Source organism: Pseudoalteromonas sp. A601 (genome assembly GCF_002165575.1).
Classification (GTDB): Bacteria; Pseudomonadota; Gammaproteobacteria; order Enterobacterales; family Alteromonadaceae; genus Pseudoalteromonas.
The window spans coordinates 1-19,219 of record NZ_MXQF01000048.1; the positions used below are offsets into that span (position 1 = coordinate 1).

Annotated in this window: 14 protein-coding genes; 7 read left to right on the forward strand and 7 right to left on the reverse strand. The window is 40.9% G+C overall.

Translation table 11 applies throughout. The annotated features are described in order from the left end of the window. Positions 1 to 105 precede the first annotated feature (105 nt). Complete coding sequence (locus B5G52_RS20560; protein ID WP_087534493.1) at positions 106 to 3,078, reverse strand: TonB-dependent receptor; 2,973 nt, start codon at positions 3,076 to 3,078, stop codon at positions 106 to 108. 314 nt (positions 3,079 to 3,392) lie between these two features. Continuing rightward, the gene (locus tag B5G52_RS20565; RefSeq protein WP_087534494.1) at positions 3,393 to 4,574 is read right to left on the reverse strand and encodes a GGDEF domain-containing protein; all 1,182 of its coding nucleotides are present in this window, start codon (positions 4,572 to 4,574) and stop codon (positions 3,393 to 3,395) included. 255 nt (positions 4,575 to 4,829) lie between these two features. On the opposite strand from B5G52_RS20565, the gene B5G52_RS20570 reads away from it, so the two are divergent. Further along, positions 4,830 to 5,285 carry a hypothetical protein gene (locus tag B5G52_RS20570; protein WP_087534495.1) on the forward strand — a complete coding sequence of 152 codons (456 nt, stop codon included), beginning with the start codon at positions 4,830 to 4,832 and terminating at the stop codon, positions 5,283 to 5,285. Between the two features lie 56 nt (positions 5,286 to 5,341). Continuing rightward, on the forward strand, positions 5,342 to 5,593 hold the full coding sequence (locus tag B5G52_RS20575) for a hypothetical protein (RefSeq protein ID WP_087534496.1): 252 nt from the start codon (positions 5,342 to 5,344) through the stop codon (positions 5,591 to 5,593). On the opposite strand, the gene B5G52_RS20580 is transcribed toward B5G52_RS20575, so the two are convergent. Further along, positions 5,590 to 6,609: a LacI family DNA-binding transcriptional regulator gene (locus tag B5G52_RS20580; RefSeq protein WP_087534497.1), complete on the reverse strand. Its 1,020-nt coding sequence runs from the start codon at positions 6,607 to 6,609 to the stop codon at positions 5,590 to 5,592. The genes B5G52_RS20575 and B5G52_RS20580 overlap by 4 nt on opposite strands. Positions 6,610 to 6,933: 324 nt before the next feature. Here B5G52_RS20580 and glk point away from each other — a divergent pair, with 324 nt between their 5' ends. The 5 genes from glk (at position 6,934) to gap (ending at position 12,942) form a co-directional block, all read left to right on the forward strand. Further along, positions 6,934 to 7,935, forward strand: a complete 1,002-nt coding sequence (glk, locus tag B5G52_RS20585) for a glucokinase (protein ID WP_087534498.1) — start codon at positions 6,934 to 6,936, stop codon at positions 7,933 to 7,935. Between the two features lie 36 nt (positions 7,936 to 7,971). Further along, positions 7,972 to 8,985, forward strand: coding sequence for a LacI family DNA-binding transcriptional regulator (locus tag B5G52_RS20590; RefSeq protein ID WP_087534499.1), 1,014 nt, complete (start codon positions 7,972 to 7,974; stop codon positions 8,983 to 8,985). Between the two features lie 428 nt (positions 8,986 to 9,413). Continuing rightward, positions 9,414 to 11,264 carry a phosphogluconate dehydratase gene (gene edd / locus B5G52_RS20595; protein WP_087534506.1) on the forward strand — a complete coding sequence of 617 codons (1,851 nt, stop codon included), beginning with the start codon at positions 9,414 to 9,416 and terminating at the stop codon, positions 11,262 to 11,264. A gap of 34 nt (positions 11,265 to 11,298) precedes the next feature. Next, positions 11,299 to 11,919: a bifunctional 4-hydroxy-2-oxoglutarate aldolase/2-dehydro-3-deoxy-phosphogluconate aldolase gene (eda, locus tag B5G52_RS20600; protein WP_087534500.1), complete on the forward strand. Its 621-nt coding sequence runs from the start codon at positions 11,299 to 11,301 to the stop codon at positions 11,917 to 11,919. 18 nt (positions 11,920 to 11,937) lie between these two features. Further along, complete coding sequence (gap, locus tag B5G52_RS20605) at positions 11,938 to 12,942, forward strand: type I glyceraldehyde-3-phosphate dehydrogenase (protein ID WP_087534501.1); 1,005 nt, start codon at positions 11,938 to 11,940, stop codon at positions 12,940 to 12,942. A 96-nt stretch (positions 12,943 to 13,038) separates the two neighbouring features. On the opposite strand, the gene B5G52_RS20610 is transcribed toward gap, so the two are convergent. From B5G52_RS20610 to B5G52_RS20625, 4 genes are all read right to left on the reverse strand, one after another. Then, positions 13,039 to 14,313: a leucine-rich repeat domain-containing protein gene (locus B5G52_RS20610; protein ID WP_087534502.1), complete on the reverse strand. Its 1,275-nt coding sequence runs from the start codon at positions 14,311 to 14,313 to the stop codon at positions 13,039 to 13,041. An 80-nt stretch (positions 14,314 to 14,393) separates the two neighbouring features. Next, positions 14,394 to 15,107 (reverse strand): YebC/PmpR family DNA-binding transcriptional regulator, encoded by a 714-nt coding sequence (locus B5G52_RS20615; protein ID WP_087534503.1) that lies wholly within the window; start codon positions 15,105 to 15,107, stop codon positions 14,394 to 14,396. A 201-nt stretch (positions 15,108 to 15,308) separates the two neighbouring features. After that, positions 15,309 to 17,384, reverse strand: a complete 2,076-nt coding sequence (locus B5G52_RS20620) for a M13 family metallopeptidase (protein WP_087534504.1) — start codon at positions 17,382 to 17,384, stop codon at positions 15,309 to 15,311. Positions 17,385 to 17,493: 109 nt separating this feature from the next. After that, entirely contained in the window at positions 17,494 to 19,209 is a 1,716-nt protein-coding gene (locus B5G52_RS20625) for an ABC transporter ATP-binding protein/permease (protein ID WP_087534505.1), read from the reverse strand. Between the last annotated feature and the right edge of the window lie 10 nt (positions 19,210 to 19,219).

Consider the following 19,219-nt stretch of genomic DNA (forward strand, 5'->3'; position numbering starts at 1 on the left):
TAAGAAATTGCACTTATTATCCGAATCTAGGTTAAATGTAAAAAGCCGCTAACACAGTAGCGGCTTAATAATGCTTTATTAATATATAGCGTTTATCACTATTAATTAAAAGTTGTAGCGCATACCGATATTATAGCGCGCGCCGTTTTGTTCAAGGTTCCATAATTGAGCTTCATAGCGGCCATGTTGACGCATATTTTGCTCAGTTATATTAATACCTTCAATAAAGAACGACATCTGTTCACTGTAATTATAGGCAACATTAAAATCAATTTGATAATACTCTTCAGTAAAACTTGGCTCATTAACGTATCTTGCAGCACTGTTTAAGAATTTATCACGCCAGTTATAGGCAATACGCGCTTGAAACTTATCATTTTCATACATGGCGATAAAGTTAGCTGTATCACTTAAACCTACTAATGCAAACTGAGTGGTGGTCGGATCGGCGGCAACGTCAAAGTCGATATCACCGTTTACGATTGTGTAGTTTGCTTGTAAACCAAAGCCAGTATCACCAAAGAAGTGTTGAACAGCAAATTCATATCCATCAATTTTAGCGTCTTTATTATTGGTGGGTACTTGCGCAGTAAAGTCCATCAGTGGGTCGTCACTGTTTGGCAATACATCATAAGCGGCTTCAAATTCTTCGTAGCTCATCGAGTCAAAAGCAACGCCATTTTCCATCGCAGCGACCATTTGGAATAAATTTGAATCTGTTAACGCTAAACCTTGTGCTTCTAGTTCAGCTCTCGCTGCTTCGGCACGAGGGCCCGCCGATACATCGCGAAGACCATAATAGTTTTGTGTCATTGGTGATAAACCAATAAAGTTATCTACTTTTTTGTTAAAGTAACCTAATGAGATATAACTAACATCAGTAAAATACCATTCAGCTGATACATCAAAGTTATCAGATTCAAGTGGTACAAGCCCAGGATTACCCGTTGCAGCAGGTGCATTGGTTGTTCCAGGAATAATTGTGGGTCCGGTTGGTACGCCAACGGTAGCCGCTGAACTTAAATTATCATAGGTAGGGCGGGCGATTGTGGTGCTATAAGATGCACGTAATGTGACATCATCAAGTACATTGATATCAAAATCTAAACTAGGTAAAAAGTGATTGTAACTTGAGCTTAGTGAGTAATCTTCTTTGTTAGTTCCATAGCGTACATTAAAGTCGTTATTTCCTTCCCATGCTACGGCATCAGGTAAATCTATGTTCGCTGTTGAGGTTATATCGGTTGTCTCATAGCGTGCACCAATAACTAGATTAAATGGCATATCGCCAATTTCATTTGTGTAGTTATATTGTACAAACGCGGCTTTAATGTCTTCTTCTATGGTGCGATTGGTTGCAAACGCGCCATCGGCTGCAAAATTAAAACCGTATTGTTCAGCCGCCCAATAACCGACTTCAGATGCACTACCTGTAAAACCTTGATTAAATGAGCCATCCGTATTGTAGTCATCAAACTCAGCTAGGAAATTGGTTGGATCTAAATAACCTTCAGGCAGCTCTCCTGGATTTTCAATGCCCCAGTTACCCATAGTATTTCGAGTAAGTGATTGCAGTGAGTGGCTCTCCATTGAGCGAGCTTCTACACCGAAATCGATACTGCCGTTATCCATTTCATAGCTACCGTGTAAACGAAATTCATCAACAGTAGACTCTTGACTAGCAAAGTTTGAATCTAAAATAGAAGTTCCTACATCAGATTGTTCCAGTGTATTTGTGCAGTTTAAATTGGTGCGGCTACAATCATCAAAATCAATAACCATTGATGGTAAATCACGGCTAAAATCAACTTCTTGAGCCGCGACTACGTTGGCTCCTAACCCTGCATTTACCCAGCTTCCGTACTCGGCATCAGGCTTGCTGGTGGCTTTTGAACTGTGGACATCAAACATAAAGCTAAGCTGATCATTAACAAAATATTCAAGGTTTAAACCGATCGAATTATTTTCGTTTACCTGGTTTTGTTCTTGTAGTGCTAAACCTAGGTCACGGGTTGACAAGTCACGACGTTCTTCGCGGTAATAAATCGGTGTTTTTACGTCATTGTCATCAAAAGTTAAATGAGTTTTATAGTTATCCATCCAAATTGATTGCTCAGCGCGGGCTTCAAACAACTCTTGTTGCGAGTAGGTATAATCAAGGGTGGCTGTAAATGAGTCAATCGGGCTGTATTGTAATGTTAGCTGTGCATTCGTACGTGTACGTTCGCGATCGGCAATTGTGTAGCGTAAATCGGATGGCATCGAGTAGTACTGGCCCATTGCAGGTGCGTTTTCTACAATTATGTCATCAGCAGCTTGAGGGATAGTGCCGTCATACTCAGTGGTACGCCATTCGTTTACAAATGCGCCGGTGCCTGAGCTATCACGTTGCTGCATACTGGCGGTAAGAGACGCGCCGAATTTAGCGTCTTCATCAGTCCAGCTAAAAATACCTGAAATTTCAGGGGTGATATCATCGCCTACGCGGTTTGTTGTATCGTGTTGTGCTTTTACACCAATATTAGCAACAAGGCCTGGGTTATCAAGCGGGCGGGCGGTATTTATATTGATAGTGGCACCAATGCCACCAGACGCAATCTGTGCTTTACCTGTTTTATAAACTTCAACAGATTTAACACTTTCAGATGCAAGGTTAGCAAAGTCATATGCACGTGAATTTGGTGTACCACCGCCGGCTGGTAAAGAAGCTGCTGGCATTGTACGGCCATTCAAAGTCACCATATTATAGTCTGGGCCAAAACCGCGTACGGTTACTTTTGAGCCTTCACCATTACTACGGTCTATTGAAACACCTGTAATGCGTTGCAGTGATTCGGCTAAATTAGTATCAGGGAACTTACCAATGTCCTCAGAAGAAATAGCATCAACCACACCCGATGAATAACGCTTGAGTTGTGTTGACTCTTTAATACTTCCTTTAAACCCCGTTACTTGAATGACTTCTACGTCATCTAGTGGCTCAACTTCAGCGGCTAAGATCGGCAATGCAGTTGATGCACTTAAAACCAAAGATAGGCTAGTAGCCAACTTTGTTTTCTTCAAAATATGATTCGACATTAGGTTTCCCTCGTACTTTTATCATTATTATTAACCGCAAAATAAAATTAAGCGATATCACTGTGTGTGGAAGCGCTTCCATAAGGTTGTAGATTCATTTGTTGGAAGCGCTTCCAGAAAGGCTAGTGGATTTTCCCCGTATCGTCAACTGTTGTGATTAATAAAATGTTTTTAAAATGTATTTCATAATTAACAATATAAAAAAAGCTATGCAAAATAAGCGGGTTGGCAGTATTTAATAAATGACAATATTTTTCTTTAATTAAATATTCTATGAAAAACAGTGTCGTGAAATGATTTGAAACTCAGCACAGTCATCTTATTTGTGCTGTTATATTTTCATTTGATAGGAATTGATTTTGGTCAGTGCTTACGACTTGGTCACGCCCTTGAGATTTCGCAATGTACAAACGTTTATCCGCAAACTCTAATAGACGCTTAATTGAGCATGTGTGGGTGTCACAACAACTTACTCCGGCACTAACTGAAAGGTTAAGTGTATTGCCTTTATATTTTAAGGTGTTCTCTCTTATTGCTACACAAATATTTTGTGTAGTGCGTTTTGCTTGATTGAGGGTTTGCTCAGGTAACAAAATAGCAAACTCTTCACCACCGATGCGCGCAGCGATATCATTGTCATTAAGTTGGTTTAAAATATGCTGAGCAATCCACTTTATTGCCATATCACCGGTACTATGACCATATTGATCATTCACTTTTTTAAAGTGATCTATGTCTATCATTACAACTGAAAATGCGTGTTTATGGGATTTTAATTCTTTGCTTATTTTATCACCGTTGATAAAGAAGCCCCTGCGGTTTAGTAAATTGGTGAGTGAATCGCGATTAACTAAACGTTGTAATTTAGCTTCTAAATCTGCAAATAGCACAAATGGCATGACGACAGCGGTAGCGGTTGCCAATATTAAGTGATTAATTAGGATGACTTGTAACGGCTGGGTAAAATCAGAGACGGTGAGACTTGTTAGTGGTGCTGCTAGAAGCGCGGCTTGAATAAACATAATTAGACTGTGAATAGAAAAGCAAGCAAGTAGAATCTTCTGTTGTAAGTGGGCATTAGTGTTTATTTTATAAACGATAGTTGCGGCATACAAAAATAGAGTGGCGATGATGATAGTTGTTAATAGCTGTCCGCCACTAAGATCGTATAAAGGCAGTAGCACCAGCGCACTTGTAGCTAATATAATAAAATATGGCAGGGCTGGTTTGGCTTTATGTGACACCTTTTGCAAACCAATAATTGCTAAAAGGGGACTAGCAATTATAAATAAATCAGCTAGGTAATGCGTTATAAAAGGCTGATCGATAACTAATCGTAGGCAGGCTAGCACTTCTGCAACAGCGAAGGTGCCACAAGCAAGTGAAAAATATAAATAGCAGCGTTGCTTCTTATAAAAATAAACAGATAAAAAGAAACAACTTATTAAAATATTTAAAAGTAATGAGATGCCTATCACTGTAGGTAAATGCAGCATTTGAGGTTGCTCTGTGTTTAACGGTATTAATCGGTTAAGTATTATGTATTAGTTAATTCATAGCAAGCTAATCCTAATTAACCAGTTGAAAATAATAATATAGTTGTGCTTTATCAATGCTGAATAGTCGGTAGAGTCGATACTGTATTTTTTGAATTTAAAAGCCAGAGTATTAAAAATCAGTGCGATTAAGCTTGTGTTTATGTATTAATAAGGGTACGTTGTGGTCTGTTATTTATACGGTGAAGACGCGATATGAAAACCCTTAATTTTTTAATATCAGGCTTAACACTCATTGTTTTATTACCACTTAATACATTTAGCGCAGAGGTGGATTTTAGTTCAAATCCATTTCTAGAGGAAAATAAACACGTACAAGGACCACAGGTGTTTTCTTTTTCAAAGCAGCCAGAAAGAGTCCCTGATATTTTTAACGGATCTAGCTATGTTGAACTGGCAAAACAAACTCAAGTTAATGGATTTGCTTTAGTAGAGCCTAACCAGGTTATTGATTTAACTACTTGGATAGAAGGTTTTACGCAGTACACCGAGACTTTTTCAAAAAAATTAAAACCTTTAATATTGGCTGAGCAATCAGATTATGATCAAAGCCATTTAGTCAATAATTTTGCTGCTGATACAGATAATCTGGAATCTGTAATAGGCAAAGAGTTTACAGTGAAAAGTAAAAACTTGGGGGGAATTTTATAGCAGGTAAAGGGTGGGATCACCTCACCTATATAGTTACTCATCCTGACTACGAGATTGTGGTTATTGAAGTTCAGGCATTTGATGAAAGCTCAGAGGCGGTAATGGACGCTGATGCGATAAATTACCAAGTAAAAGGCAGTCCCGCTATACTTTATGTATTGCAAGATAAGACGGGTAACGCGTCTACACAGCTTTCATGGTTAACACCACAGGCATCGTACAATATTCAACTTGAAAAAAACGTAAATACTGTGGCATTACAAAGCAAATTTAACACCTTAGTAGAGACAATTACACCTGATGATTAAACACTTGAACCGCGAATTATTAATCGTGGTGGTAGTAAAGTGTTTTCAACCTCATCACCACGTATCAGCTTGAGTAAATTATTTACCAGCATTTGACCTGCAAGGGTTGTGTCTTGTTGTACCGTAGTCAGTGGGGGGTTTGTAAAACTGGCTACTGCAATGTTATCAAACCCAACTACATGTACATCACTGGGTACTTTTATACCGGCTTCTTTCAGTGCTCTAATGGCACCTATCGCAATTAAATCACTGGCTGCAAACAAAGAGTTAAACGCAATATTATTAGCAATTAACGAACGCGTGGCGTGGTAGCCAGACTCTTCAGTAGAAATAGCATTAGCCATCTTACGTTCGCTTAAGCTTACACCATGGCGGTTAAACTCGTCTTTGAAACCTTGATAGCGGGCAAAAAACTCAGGGCTGTGTTCTGATGCATCACCAATAAATGCGCAATCTTTGCGATTGCTTTTTAATAGATGCTCAGCCGCAAGTCTTCCGCCTCCGTAATTATCACAGCTAACTGTTAAGTCTGGGCGATTATCAACACTGGCTCCCCAGCAAACAAACTTTGTATTTTGCTCTATTAGGCTTCTGAATTTTGCTTGGTAATCTACATAATCACCATAACCTAATAATATGATGCCATCAGCGCGATGGCTATCTTCGTAATCGGCTTGCCAGTCTGCGCTGGTGGATTGAAATGAGACTAGTAAATCATAACCTTCGCTAGCACACGCGCGGGTGATACTGCCAAGCATTGCGAGAAAGAATGGGTTTATTTGCGAGTCGTCAGCAGTCGGGTCTTCAAACAGTAACAAAGCGAGTGTACTGCTTTGTTGTGTACGCAAATTACTGGCATTTTTATCTACTTTGTAATTTAGCTGTTTGGCTACGTCAAAAACGCGTTTACGCGTTTCTTCATTCACTAATGGGCTATTACGTAATGCACGCGATACAGTAGATTGTGAAACCCCTGCGTAGTGGGCAATATCAAATGATGTAGCTTTACCTTTCATATACACAACCTAATAAGAGACGACGTAAGCAAACTGCTAACACTTCGTGCCATTTTCGTTTATTTGTTAATTTTTTCAAGCAATTTATCAGGATTTGAATATTTATATTGATCCCAACCTGACACCGGTGTCATAATGTCGGTGTTTTATCATTTTGTTGTCAAAACGTATTGGCTGCCCATTTATGGGCAGCATTTTTTACTAGGATAGCTACTTTGAGGTGATAGCTCAAAGTTTATCTCATAGCGATGGCAAAGCCGTTGAAACTATAATAATAAGCTTGGTTATAGCTATTTAATAAACCGCTTAGACAAAAGAGAAAACATGAACAGTTACAACCTAAATACAGAATTCGCCCCCATTTTAGTCGCCGATATTGGCGGTACTAATGCTCGCTTTGCTTTGATTACTGCGTTCAAACCTGAGCTGAACCAATTTGTAATTGAGCATAATATCACATTTCCAAGCGCCGACTTTGCTTCTTTAGAGGCCGCACTTGCGCATTATTTATCGCAAGTAAGCCATATTAAACCGACACGCGCATGCCTTGCTGTTGCTGGCCCTATAAAAGCAGGGCAAGTACACCTGACAAACTTAGGCTGGCATTTTAGTGTTGATCAAGTTAAGGCCGAATTTAAATTTGCACAGCTTGAAGTTATTAATGACTTTGCAGCATTTGCTTATGCGGCACCTTACTTGGATTTAAAACAGAATATTACCGTTAAAGCCGGACAAGCTGATACCGATGCCACTATAGCCGTTATGGGGCCTGGTACCGGTTTTGGCGCGGCAAGCTTAGTTAGAAGCAGTCAAGGCAGCGCCGTTCTCAGCTGTGAAGCAGGTCATATTAGCCTTGCCGCAGTTAATGAACTCGATTCTCAGCTGATTAATGAATTACGTAAACAGCTAGCCCATGTGTCAGTAGAAACAGTATTTTCAGGCCCAGGTATTAGCCACTTGTATCAAGCTATGGCAGCCGTTAAGGGTGTTGAAGCAAAAAACTTAACAGCGGCACAAATCAGTGAACTAGCAAATAGCGGTGAATGTAGTGTGTGCGATGCCACACTGAATCAATTTTGTGATTGGATTGGTAGTGTAGCAGGGGATTTGGCACTTACTTTTGGTGCGTTAGGTGGTGTATTTATTGGGGGCGGTATTTTACCTCGCATGCAAGCTCGTTTATTAGCGAGTCGTTTTGTAGAGCGTTTTACGGCTAAAGGGATTATGTCTCAGTATGTTGGCCAAATACCGGTAACTTTGGTTACTCAGGATAATATTCCGCTTATTGGTGCCGCAGCTTGCTTGCATGTCAATGAGCAGGCATAAAACATCGCTTTATAAGGGTGTCATTGGGAAGGTTGGATGAAAAAAGTTACTATAAATAGTGTTGCAAGTTATGCTGGTGTGTCTAAAAAGACGGTATCACGGGTCTTAAATAATGAGCCTAACGTCAGCGATGCGACCCGTGAAAAAGTTCTAAAAGTTTTTAAAGAACTTGATTACACGCCCAATCCAATTGCCCGAGGGTTAGCGCAGAACCGAAGTTTTATCATTGGTTGTATCTACGATAACCCCAGTAAAAGTTATATCACGCGTGTACAAACCGGTGCTTTGGCTGCCTGCCAAGAAAATAATTATAACTTGCTGATTCATCCGTGTGATTTGCGAGGCGATGCCTTGATCAGCAATATTGAGCATTTAATTCAAACTTCACGCCTCGATGGTTTAGTACTTACGCCGCCATTTTCAGACTTTAAAGTGCTGGTCGATTTCCTCAAAGCTAAAAAAATACCTTATGCTCGGGTTGCATCTGCAGTACTCGATGATGAGTCTATTTCAGTGCGCAGTAATGATGAGCAGGGGGCATTTGAAATTACAGAACATTTAATTCGTTTGGGTCATAAGTCAATCGCATTTATTAAAGGCCACCCTGATCACAGTGCGACAGAACAACGTTTTAATGGGTACTTAAGAGCACTTAATACTCATGGTATTGAATTCAACGAACGTTTAGTTGAAGAAGGTAACTTTAGTTATCACTCCGGTGTTGATAGTGCTCGCAGCATATTAGATTTGAATCCACGTCCGACGGCTGTATTTGCATCGAATGATTACATGGCTGCGGCAGTACTTAAATTAGCAACTCAGCGCCAATTAAAGGTGCCTGATGATATTTCAATTGCCGGCTTTGATAATGCCCCGATTGCACGGCATATTTGGCCTGGGTTAACAACCATTGCTCAGCCCGTTGAAGATATGACTAAGCAAGCGGTTACCAAACTGATCGAGCATATTGCTGAGCCACAAGAGGCGCCTTACCAAGTGACGCTTGAAGCGCGTTTAATCACCCGCGAGTCAACTGCACAAATCAAATAACTTTTAGCGCCTGCCAACCTTGTTAAATCAATTAATAGCTTACCCGAGTGTTGAATACTCTGCACTTGGGTGCTTCTACAGAGCATAGCTTTTTGCTTATACCATTTTTATAAATGAACCCGCTAAATAAATGATAATAAGATTCATTTATCGGCTTTAATGTCGAGAAATCTGCTTTATTTTAAATTTCATCTGGTCATTATTTGGTCATTTTAAATAATTATACTAAATTTAAGTGATAAGGTTGACACCGGTGTCACAGTCATGCGTTAATACAGTGACACCGGTGTCAGGTTGATTGTGAGAGACAACCTGACAACGTATACCTTTGAACGGGTAAATCAAAGATGCTCAGTGCAATTACATTCGTGGAGTATGTGGTTGCCACTGAGCCTTTATCCTCTAACCATAGAGATGAGTCGAATTTTATGTTGCATCCTCGTATTCAAGAAGTCACCGAACGCGTTATCGAACGCAGTAAAACAACCCGCCAAGCCTATTTAGATCGTATTAATCACGCAAAAAAACAAACAAGAGTTCGTTCAGGTCTAGGTTGCGGGAATATTGCCCATGTTATGGCTGCATGTAGCAGCGATGACAAAGCTCGCTTAAAAGCAGACGAGCAGCCAAATTTGGCTATTATCAACTCATATAACGACATGCTTTCTGCGCATGTACCGTATAAAGATTTTCCAGATTTAATTAAAGACATTGCGACTAAATATGATGCCACAGCACAAGTAGCCGGGGGTGTACCCGCTATGTGTGATGGTGTTACACAAGGTCGTGATGGCATGGAGTTATCGCTTTTTTCTCGTGACGTGATTGCAATGTCTACTGCGGTATCTTTGTCGCACGATGTATTTGACGGTGTATTTTGTTTAGGTGTGTGTGACAAAATTGTCCCGGGCCTTTTAATTGGCGCATTATCGTTTGGTCATTTACCTGTGTATTTCTTACCAGCAGGGCCTATGCAATCAGGTATTCCAAATAAAGAAAAAGCCCGTGTTCGTCAAAAGTTTGCACAAGGCTTAGTGAGCCGTGATGAACTGTTAGAAGCTGAAAGCGCGTCTTACCACAGTGCGGGTACCTGTACTTTTTACGGGACTGCTAACTCAAACCAAATGTTAATGGAAATAATGGGTTTACACCTTCCAGGTAGCTCATTCATTAACCCTTACACAGAGTTACGTGACGGCTTAACTGGCAATGCAGTTGAGACCATGCTTAAACAGTTAATCCAAAGTAAAGATGCGAATACGCTTGCTGATGTCGTAACTGAAAAAACCATTATTAACGGCTTAGTTGGTTTGTTGTCAACGGGTGGCTCTACTAACCATGCTATTCACTTAGTTGCTATTGCCAAAGCGGCGGGCGTTCAGCTGACATGGAAAGACATGTCAGACTTATCTGAAGTGGTACCACTATTAACCCGTATTTACCCGAATGGGTCAGCTGATGTAAATCATTTCCAAGCTGCTGGCGGTATGGGCTTCTTAATGAAGCAGCTAGTTGGCGCTGGATTCTTACATAATGATGTGAAGACGATTGTAGGCGAAGGCTTAGAAGCCTATACCCAAGAGCCTCGTTTAGACACTAACAATAACTTAATCATGACCGACAGCTCAGGCCCGAGCAAAGTGAAGTGGGTTCCATGTCCTGAAAAGTCACTTGATGAAGAAGTACTTCGTCCAGTTGATAACCCATTTAGCAAACAAGGTGGTTTACAGCTATTAACGGGTAATTTAGGTAAAGCAGTTATCAAAGTATCGGCTGTAGCAATAGAGCATCAAGTAGTAACGGCACCGGCTAAGGTATTTAGTTCGCAAGGGGCATTACAAGAAGCTTATTCCCGCGGTGAACTAAACCAAGATTTCATTGCGGTATTAAAAGAGCAAGGTCCTAAAGCGAAAGGCATGCCAGAATTACATAAGCTCACACCTGTTATGGCAACATTACAGGATCAGGGCTTTAAAGTGGCAATTGTTACAGATGGCCGTATGTCAGGGGCATCAGGTAAAGTGCCCGCAGCCATTCACCTAGCACCTGAAGCGGTTGAAGGGGGCATTATTGCAAAAATTCACGAGGGCGATTTAGTCACACTAGATGCACCTGCAGGTATTTTAAAACTGCATGTAAGTGACGATGAAATTGCACAACGTGAACTACAACTTAGTCCTGCAGCGTTAACATTTGGTACAGGACGTGAGTTATTTGAAGGGTTCAGAAACATTGTAAGTAGCGCAGATTTAGGCGCTAGTGCGTTTGGAATAGAATAATAATCAGCCATTTACAGGGTAATGAGGACATACAATGAGCATAGAAAAAATCTTATCATCGGCACCGGTTGTGCCAGTAGTGGTGATAGACAAACTTGAAGATGCCGCACCGCTCGCCAGAGCACTTTATAACGGTGGCCTAAAAGCGTTGGAAATTACATTGCGTACGCCAATTGCGGCACAAGCAGTTAAATTGATGAAAGCAGAAGTACCAGAAGCCTATGTCGGCACAGGCACTGTGGTTGATAAAGCAAGTTTTGATGCATCTGTTGCTGCAGGTGCTGACTTCATGGTGAGCCCAGGTGTAAACGACGAGCTTTTAGCGCTAGCGAAAGACAGCGACATTCCATTTTTGCCAGGTGCAGCGACACCGAGCGAAGTGATGAAGCTAGCGAGCCATGGCTTTAAGTTTTTAAAGTTCTTCCCAGCTGAAGCTGCCGGTGGCACTGCCATGCTTAAGTCAATTGGTGCCCCATTACCACAAGTTACCTTTTGCCCAACAGGTGGCATTAGTTTAGCTACTGCACCCAATTACTTAGCATTAAGCAATGTGATTTGTGTAGGTGGAACCTGGATGCTAGATAAACAACTTATTGAAAACAAAGACTGGCAAGCCATTGAAGCGCTTGCTCGCCAAGCAAGTGAAGTTAAATAATTTAAGGGGAATTTTGAAATGATTAATGTAGCAATTAATGGCTATGGCCGTATTGGTCGCAATGTATTACGTGCACTTTATGAGTCAGTGCAAAATAACGATATTAAAATCGTTGCAATTAATGACTTAGCACCGGCTAACGTAAATGCACACCTTACTCAATTTGATTCAGTGCATGGTCAATTTTCTCAAAAAGTAACCCTTGCTGATAATACAATGCTTATTGGCGATGACGTAATTACCCTGACACAAGAGCGTGATCCAGCGAACTTACCGTGGAAAGAGCTAAACGTTGATATCGTTTTAGAGTGTACAGGCTTTTTCACTAAGCGTGATGATGCTGCAAAGCATATTGCTGCTGGTGCGAAAAAAGTGATTGTTTCAGCCCCAGGTACTGATTTAGACGCAACAGTTGTTCATGGTGTTAACAGCGACGTAATTAACGCCGACAGCAACATTATTTCGAATGCATCTTGTACGACTAACTGTTTAGCGCCAATTGCAAAAGCTATTAACGACACAGTAGGTATCGAACAAGGTAGCATGACAACAATCCATGCTTACACGAATGACCAAAACCTATCAGATGTTTATCACCCTGATTTATACCGTGCACGTAGTGCAACACAATCTATGATCCCAACTAAAACAGGTGCAGCAAAAGCAGTTGGCTTAGTATTACCTGAGCTTGCGGGTAAACTGGATGGTATGTCAGTACGTGTTCCAACAATTAACGTATCATTAGTTGATTTTACCTTTATCACTAAACGTGAAACAACTGCAGCTGAGATCAATGAAGTGATGAAAGCCGCTGCTGAAGGTTCAATGAAAGAAATCCTAGAGTACAACGAGCTGCCGCTTGTTTCTATTGATTTTAATCATAACCCAGCGTCTTCAATCTTTGATTCAACGCAAACAAAAGCCGAAGGCAAATTAGTTAAAGTGATGGCTTGGTATGATAACGAGTGGGGTTTCTCAAACCGCATGTTAGACCAAGTTAAAGCGTTAGGTCAGTACTTATAATTGACCCTATAAAAGTTTAGCTTTATCCAACAAAGCCGCGTTTATCGCGGCTTTTTTATGTTTAAATCCCTGACTTTACAGTGCTATTTTACAGTGTTAAAGAAGAGCGCTAAGTGTGGATAAATTCGGGCGTAGGGTGATTTCTCTATTCATACATTGTGCCGCAACGTGCTGCAGTTTAACTACCGTTGCGTTAGCCTCATCACAGACATTGAGTAAATCATCAATTAAGCAGCCAATCGCTCTTACTTCTATCATCTGCATTTGCAGACGTTGATAGTCAGTAAGTGAATCTAGATATGTTGCTGCACCAAAGTCACCAAACAATACGGTGTATTCATCGTTTATCATCATGTTATGGGCGTAAACATCGCCATGGCTTACTTTATTAGTATGTAAGTGGGCAAGGGTACTGACCATTTGTTTTACAATGTGCTCAATTGCTTGGGCGCTAAATTGGGTATGCTCGGCAAAGGTATCGCGAGTACAGGTTTCAAGTGTGGGTGGTAAACCAAGGTTTTGATAATCTTGGCTTATAAGCTCCATAACAAGGCCTAATTGCTGTGGGTTATCAATATACGCAAGCACCTTGATAAGATTAGCGTGAACGCCGGCTTGTAAACAGCAGTTTACTTCATCGAGAGGGTAGCCATCACTGGTGATTGCCCCTTTAAATAACTTTAATGCCACGCTTTGTTGTTGCCAATCAGCTAAATGAATTATGCCCGATGCACCTTCACCAATTTGATCTATAAGTTTAAACTCGTTGAGTTCGGCTTGTATTAAGTCAGCATTGTGTAAAGATTGCGATTTATTAAACTCGTTTCCCGCAAAGGCAAGCCAAGTTAGCTTGGGAAGTTCAAACAACCAATCATCTATTTGAGTCAGTTTATTTGCTGATAAACGCACAAGCTCTAGTGCTTGGCAGTTTTTCATACTCTGCGGCAAGGTCGTTAATTTATTGCCTGCAAGAGCTAATTTGCGTAGTTGTGTTAGCTCACCAAATGACGCTGGTAATTGCTCAATGTGATTATCGGTTAAAATTAGCCATTGGGTAGTAACAGGTAAGCTATGCTCGGCAAATTCACTAATCTGATTCCCTTTAAACGCAATCATTATAAGGGCTGGGCATTTTGCTAATACTTCTGGGATATGCTTAAACTGATTAAACGATAAAAACACTCGTTTTAGCTTTGTTAAACAGGCAAATTCATCGGGTAAATCTTTGAGATTATTATTTGATAAATCGAGAACTTCAAGGGTGTCACGTAGGGTAAAAATCTCTTCTGGGAATGTGTCTAGCTGCTCAACTAATTGTAAGCGTTTTGCGCCAACTAATTGACCACGGCGAAGCTGTTCAAGGGTATTCAAAATACAATTCCATTTTTTATGTTTTAAAAATCAAAAAGGCCAAACTAAGTTGGCCTATTTTTAAGTCTTAATGAATGTTATTAAAACTGTGCGTTGTGGTACACGTTTTGTACATCGTCACAATCTTCAAGCATAGCTAAAAAGCGCTCCATCACTTCTACGTCTTCACCCTCGATAGGGGCTTCAACTTGTGGTACAAACGCAATTAAATCTTCGTCAAACTCAGTGATGCCCATTTCTTCAAGCGCTGTGCGGGTATTGTTGTATTCAGTGTGAGGGGAAAATACAGTAACTTTACCAGCTTCAACTTCTACGTCAGTAACATCAACATCTGCCATCATTAGTGCTTCAAGTACTGTTTCGTCATCATCGCCATCAAACACAAAAATTGCTAAGTGATCAAATAAGTGAGATACCGAATTTTGTGCGCCAATTTTAGCGTTGGCTTTAGTGAAGCATACACGTACATCGGCAAAAGTACGCTTGTTGTTGTCAGTTAAACAATCAACAATGATCATACAGTTGCCTGGGCCATAACCTTCATAGCGGGTTGCAGCGTAATCTTCACCGCCGCCACCCTTGGCTTTGTCGATAGCTCGCTCAATAACATGTGCAGGCACTTGGTCTTTCTTTGCGCGTTCTATTAAACGACGAAGTGCTAAGTTGCCATCTGGATCAACGCCACCATTTTTAGCGCAAATATAAATTTCTTTTCCGTACTTTGAGTAAACTTTTGTTTTAGCACCCGCAGTTTTAGCCATTGAATCTTTTTTGTTTTGGTAAGCTCTTCCCATCTGCGTTTCGCCTTAAATGATTTTTAAAAGTATAAATTTTGTAATGCCGTATTCTAAAGGTAAATTTCGGGTAGGGCTAGTAAGTATTCGAAGATTAAAGTGCGAGCAGTGATAATGAGCTCGCTTTAGGGCTGTAAGAATAAAATAACCCGCGAATGCGGGTTATTTTAAGGTTTATGATTTTTTATTCACGGGTACAAGTTACCAAATACGTACACGCTCTTCCTCAGGTAAGTAAAGTGCATCACCAGGTTTTACATCAAATGCTTTGTACCAAGCGTCATGGTTACGCGGGGCTTGTGCTCTGAAGCGACCTGGTGCGTGCGTGCCACCACGCAGTTGATTTAGCATACTTTGCTCTGTGCGTTTTTCTTTCCATACTTGCGCCCAAGCTAGAAAGAAACGTTGATCGCCCGTTAAGCCATCGATCACAGGGGCTTCCTTACCATTTAAGCTTAATTTATATGCATGGTAAGCCATTGCTAAGCCGCCAACGTCACCAATGTTTTCACCTAAACTGTTACGACCATTTACGAAATTACCAGGGATTGGCTCGTACTGGCTGTACTGGGCTGCAAGCTGATCGGCTTTAGCATCAAATGCTGCACGGTCGGCGTCAGTCCACCAGTTACGTTGAACACCATTGGCATCTGATTTCGAGCCTTGATCATCAAAGCCATGGCCCATTTCATGACCAATTACAGCACCAATGCCGCCGTAGTTAACCGCAGGATCAGCGTTTGGATCGAAAAATGGGGGTTGTAAAATAGCAGCAGGAAATACAATTTCGTTAAATGAGCTGTTGTAATAAGCGTTCACACGTTGTGGCGTCATACCCCAGCGGTTACGATCTGTTTTTTCCAGCTCTTTGGCAACACTGTCAGCTCTAAAAAATTCACGAGTATTTTTAATATTAGCCATTAAATCATCTTTGCTGATAGTCAAACCATCAAATGATTGCCATACGTCTGGGTAGCCAATTTTTGGTACAAATGCGGCAAGTTTAGCGTGCGCATTTACTTTGGTTTCTTCACCCATCCAATCGAGATTATCAATACGCTCGCCAAGAGCTGTACGTAAGTTCTCTACCAGTTCAGACATTTGTTGTTTTGAAGATTCAGGGAAGTATCGGTCAACATACACTTTACCAATCGCAAAACCTAACGATGTGGTTCCTGACATTTGGTTAATAGCACGTTTCCAGCGAGGACGAGGCTGCTGTTGACCGTTTAACTCTTTACCATAAAAATCAAAGTTGGTATTAAAGACTTCTTCTGATAATAGTGACGCGTTACCGCTCAGTGCGTGATACGTTAAGTAGTCTTTCCATACAGCTAAATCTTCTTGATTGATTAGCTCAATCATGGCTTTAACAGGTTCTGGTTGAGAAACATTAAGCTGCGGTACTTTATAGCCCGTTTGCGCAAAATAAAGATCCCAATTAAAATCGGGGTAGGTTGTGCTGAGTTCGTCACGTTTTATTTGATTTAATGTAAGATCGCGATTACGGCGTTTTTCACGCGGCCAATGACCTTGTGCAATTTTTGTCTCAAGCGCTAAGACTGATTTTGCACGTTCTTCACTGTTATCAACGCCTGCCAATGTTAGCATTTCACTGATATGTGCAACATAGGCTGCGCGTGTTTTTACAAAACGCTCAGAATCTTCAAGGTAATAAGAACGATCTGGTAAACCTAAGCCACCGGCGCCTAATGACATTTCATACTTATTAGGGTCTAGACGGTTAAACCACATGCCACCGCCAATCGGCGAATTTACACCAGATAACCAGGCTTGGCCAAATAACGTAGTTAAATCATCAATCGATGAAACGGCATTAATGTTATCAAGCAGCGGTTTAATAGGGGCTAAGCCTAATTTGTTAAGCGTTTGTGTATCCATATAGGCATTGTAAAAATCAGCAATTAATTGCTCTTCTGGATTTAAATCATCACGCGCGGCAATTTCTTCAATAATGGCTTTAACACGCTCTTCACTACGCTCTGCTAATCCTGAAAACGCGCCATAGCGAGTTTTATCTGCTGGCATTTCGTAGTTGTCATACCATGTGCCGCTGGCGTACATAAAAAAGTCGTCGCCAGGCTTCACCGCTTCATTCCGCGCTGAAAGATCAACACCAAAGCTACCAAGCTCTGCTTTTTGTTCGGTTGTTGTCGTTGCTTCGGCTGGTTGTGTTTCAACTTCGGTTGTTTCAGGCTTTGAGCAACCTGCTAAGAATAGGGCAGCGATTGCTGCTGCAACAAGTGTTTTTTTCATTAAATTGCCTTTATTATTTTTTATTTAGTTTTAATGATCAATTGTTATTGAGAATGGTGTACAAAACAAATTATTTGAGTTGAATCCCTTAACAGCTCGATAAGTTGAGCTAGTTTGTGAGTTTGGTTTGTTGTAACTGCCACATATGTGCATACTCTCCTTGTTTTTCAAGCAATACTTGATGAGTACCCTGCTCAACTAATCGACCGTGTTTAAGCACAATTATATTATCAGCATCAGTAATGGTTGATAATCTGTGGGCAATGACAATACTTGTATGATTGCTAGCAACTTCACGCATAGCGCTCAAAATAGCTTGTTCAGAATGAGAGTCAAGTGCTGAAGTTGCTTCGTCAAAAATTAAAATAGGGGATTTTTTTAAGATAGCTCGGGCAATCGCTATGCGCTGTTTTTCGCCGCCAGACACTTTTAATCCGCGCTCACCGACTAAGGTTTGATCGCCTTTTTCTAAGCTGTTAATAAAATCAGTTAAATGTGCCATGGTAATGGCTGTATCGATCTCTTCATCAGTGGCCGCAGGTCGCCCGTAGGCAATGTTTTCGCGTATGGTAGTATTAAACAAGACGGTGTCTTGCGGCACGATGGCGATAGCTTGGCGTAAACTATGCAGTGTTACTTCGTTAATTGCCTGTCCGTCAATGGTTATAGTGCCTGCGATTGTATCGTAAAAACGATAAAATAAGCGTGCTAATGTACTTTTACCTGCCCCACTTGCGCCAACAATAGCAACTTTACTGTTAGCAGCTATTTTAAAACTTAAATCATTAATGATAGGGCGATTATTATGATAGTAGAATTTTACAGCGTTAAAGCTTATTTCTCCTTTAGCTAGCAATAGCGGTTTAGCACCTACTTTATCTATTATGGTTGGTTTTCGAGTAAGAAGTCCGAGCATGTTCTCTAAGTCGGTAAGAGCACGGCGAATTTCCCTATACACAAAGCCTAAAAAGTTAAGCGGTAAAAATAACTGAATCATGTAGGCGTTAATCATCACAAGTTCACCAATAGTCAGCTGCCCAGATACAACATCTGCTGCGCCAAGCCACATTAATGCGGTAATGGCCCCAGCTATGATGAGTGCTTGGCCTGAATTGAGGGCTAATAGAGACAGTCTGTTTTTAAGCCTGGCATGCTCCCAGGTAGCTAAAAAAGAGTCGTAATTACTTGCTTCAAATTGTTCATTGTTAAAGTATTTCACGGTTTCATAATTAAGTAGGCTATCTACTGCGCGGCTATTACTGTTGTTATCGGCTTGGTTGGCTTCGCGAATGAAACGATTGCGCCATTGAGTGACATTAACAGTAAAGGCAATATAAACAATTACTGCGAGCAAAGTCACCAGTGCAAACCAAGGCGAAAATAAAGTCGCAAATATCACTGCAACAATGACAATTTCCAGTAATGTAGGCACGATGTTAAACATTAAGAAGCGCATTAAAAAACTGAGGCCTTTAGTACCACGCTCAATATCACGGCTAATGCCACCGGTTTGTCTATTTAAATGAAAACCCAGTTCAAGAGCATGTAGGTGCTTAAACACTTTTAAACCAATGTGACGCATGGCATGTTCAGTGACTCGTCCGAATAGGGCATCCCGTACTTCACCTAAAAACACGCCAGCAAAGCGAAGCCCACCATACAGCACTAATAAGGCTATAGGCACTAACAATACGGCATGTAAGTTACCGTCTACTGCATCAATGATTTCTTTTAACGCCCAAGGCATTAAAAGTGTAGCGCCTTTTGCGCCTACAAGTGCCAGTAAAGCTAAAACGACACGACCTTTAAATCTCTTCGGGTTTATTCCCCGCCGC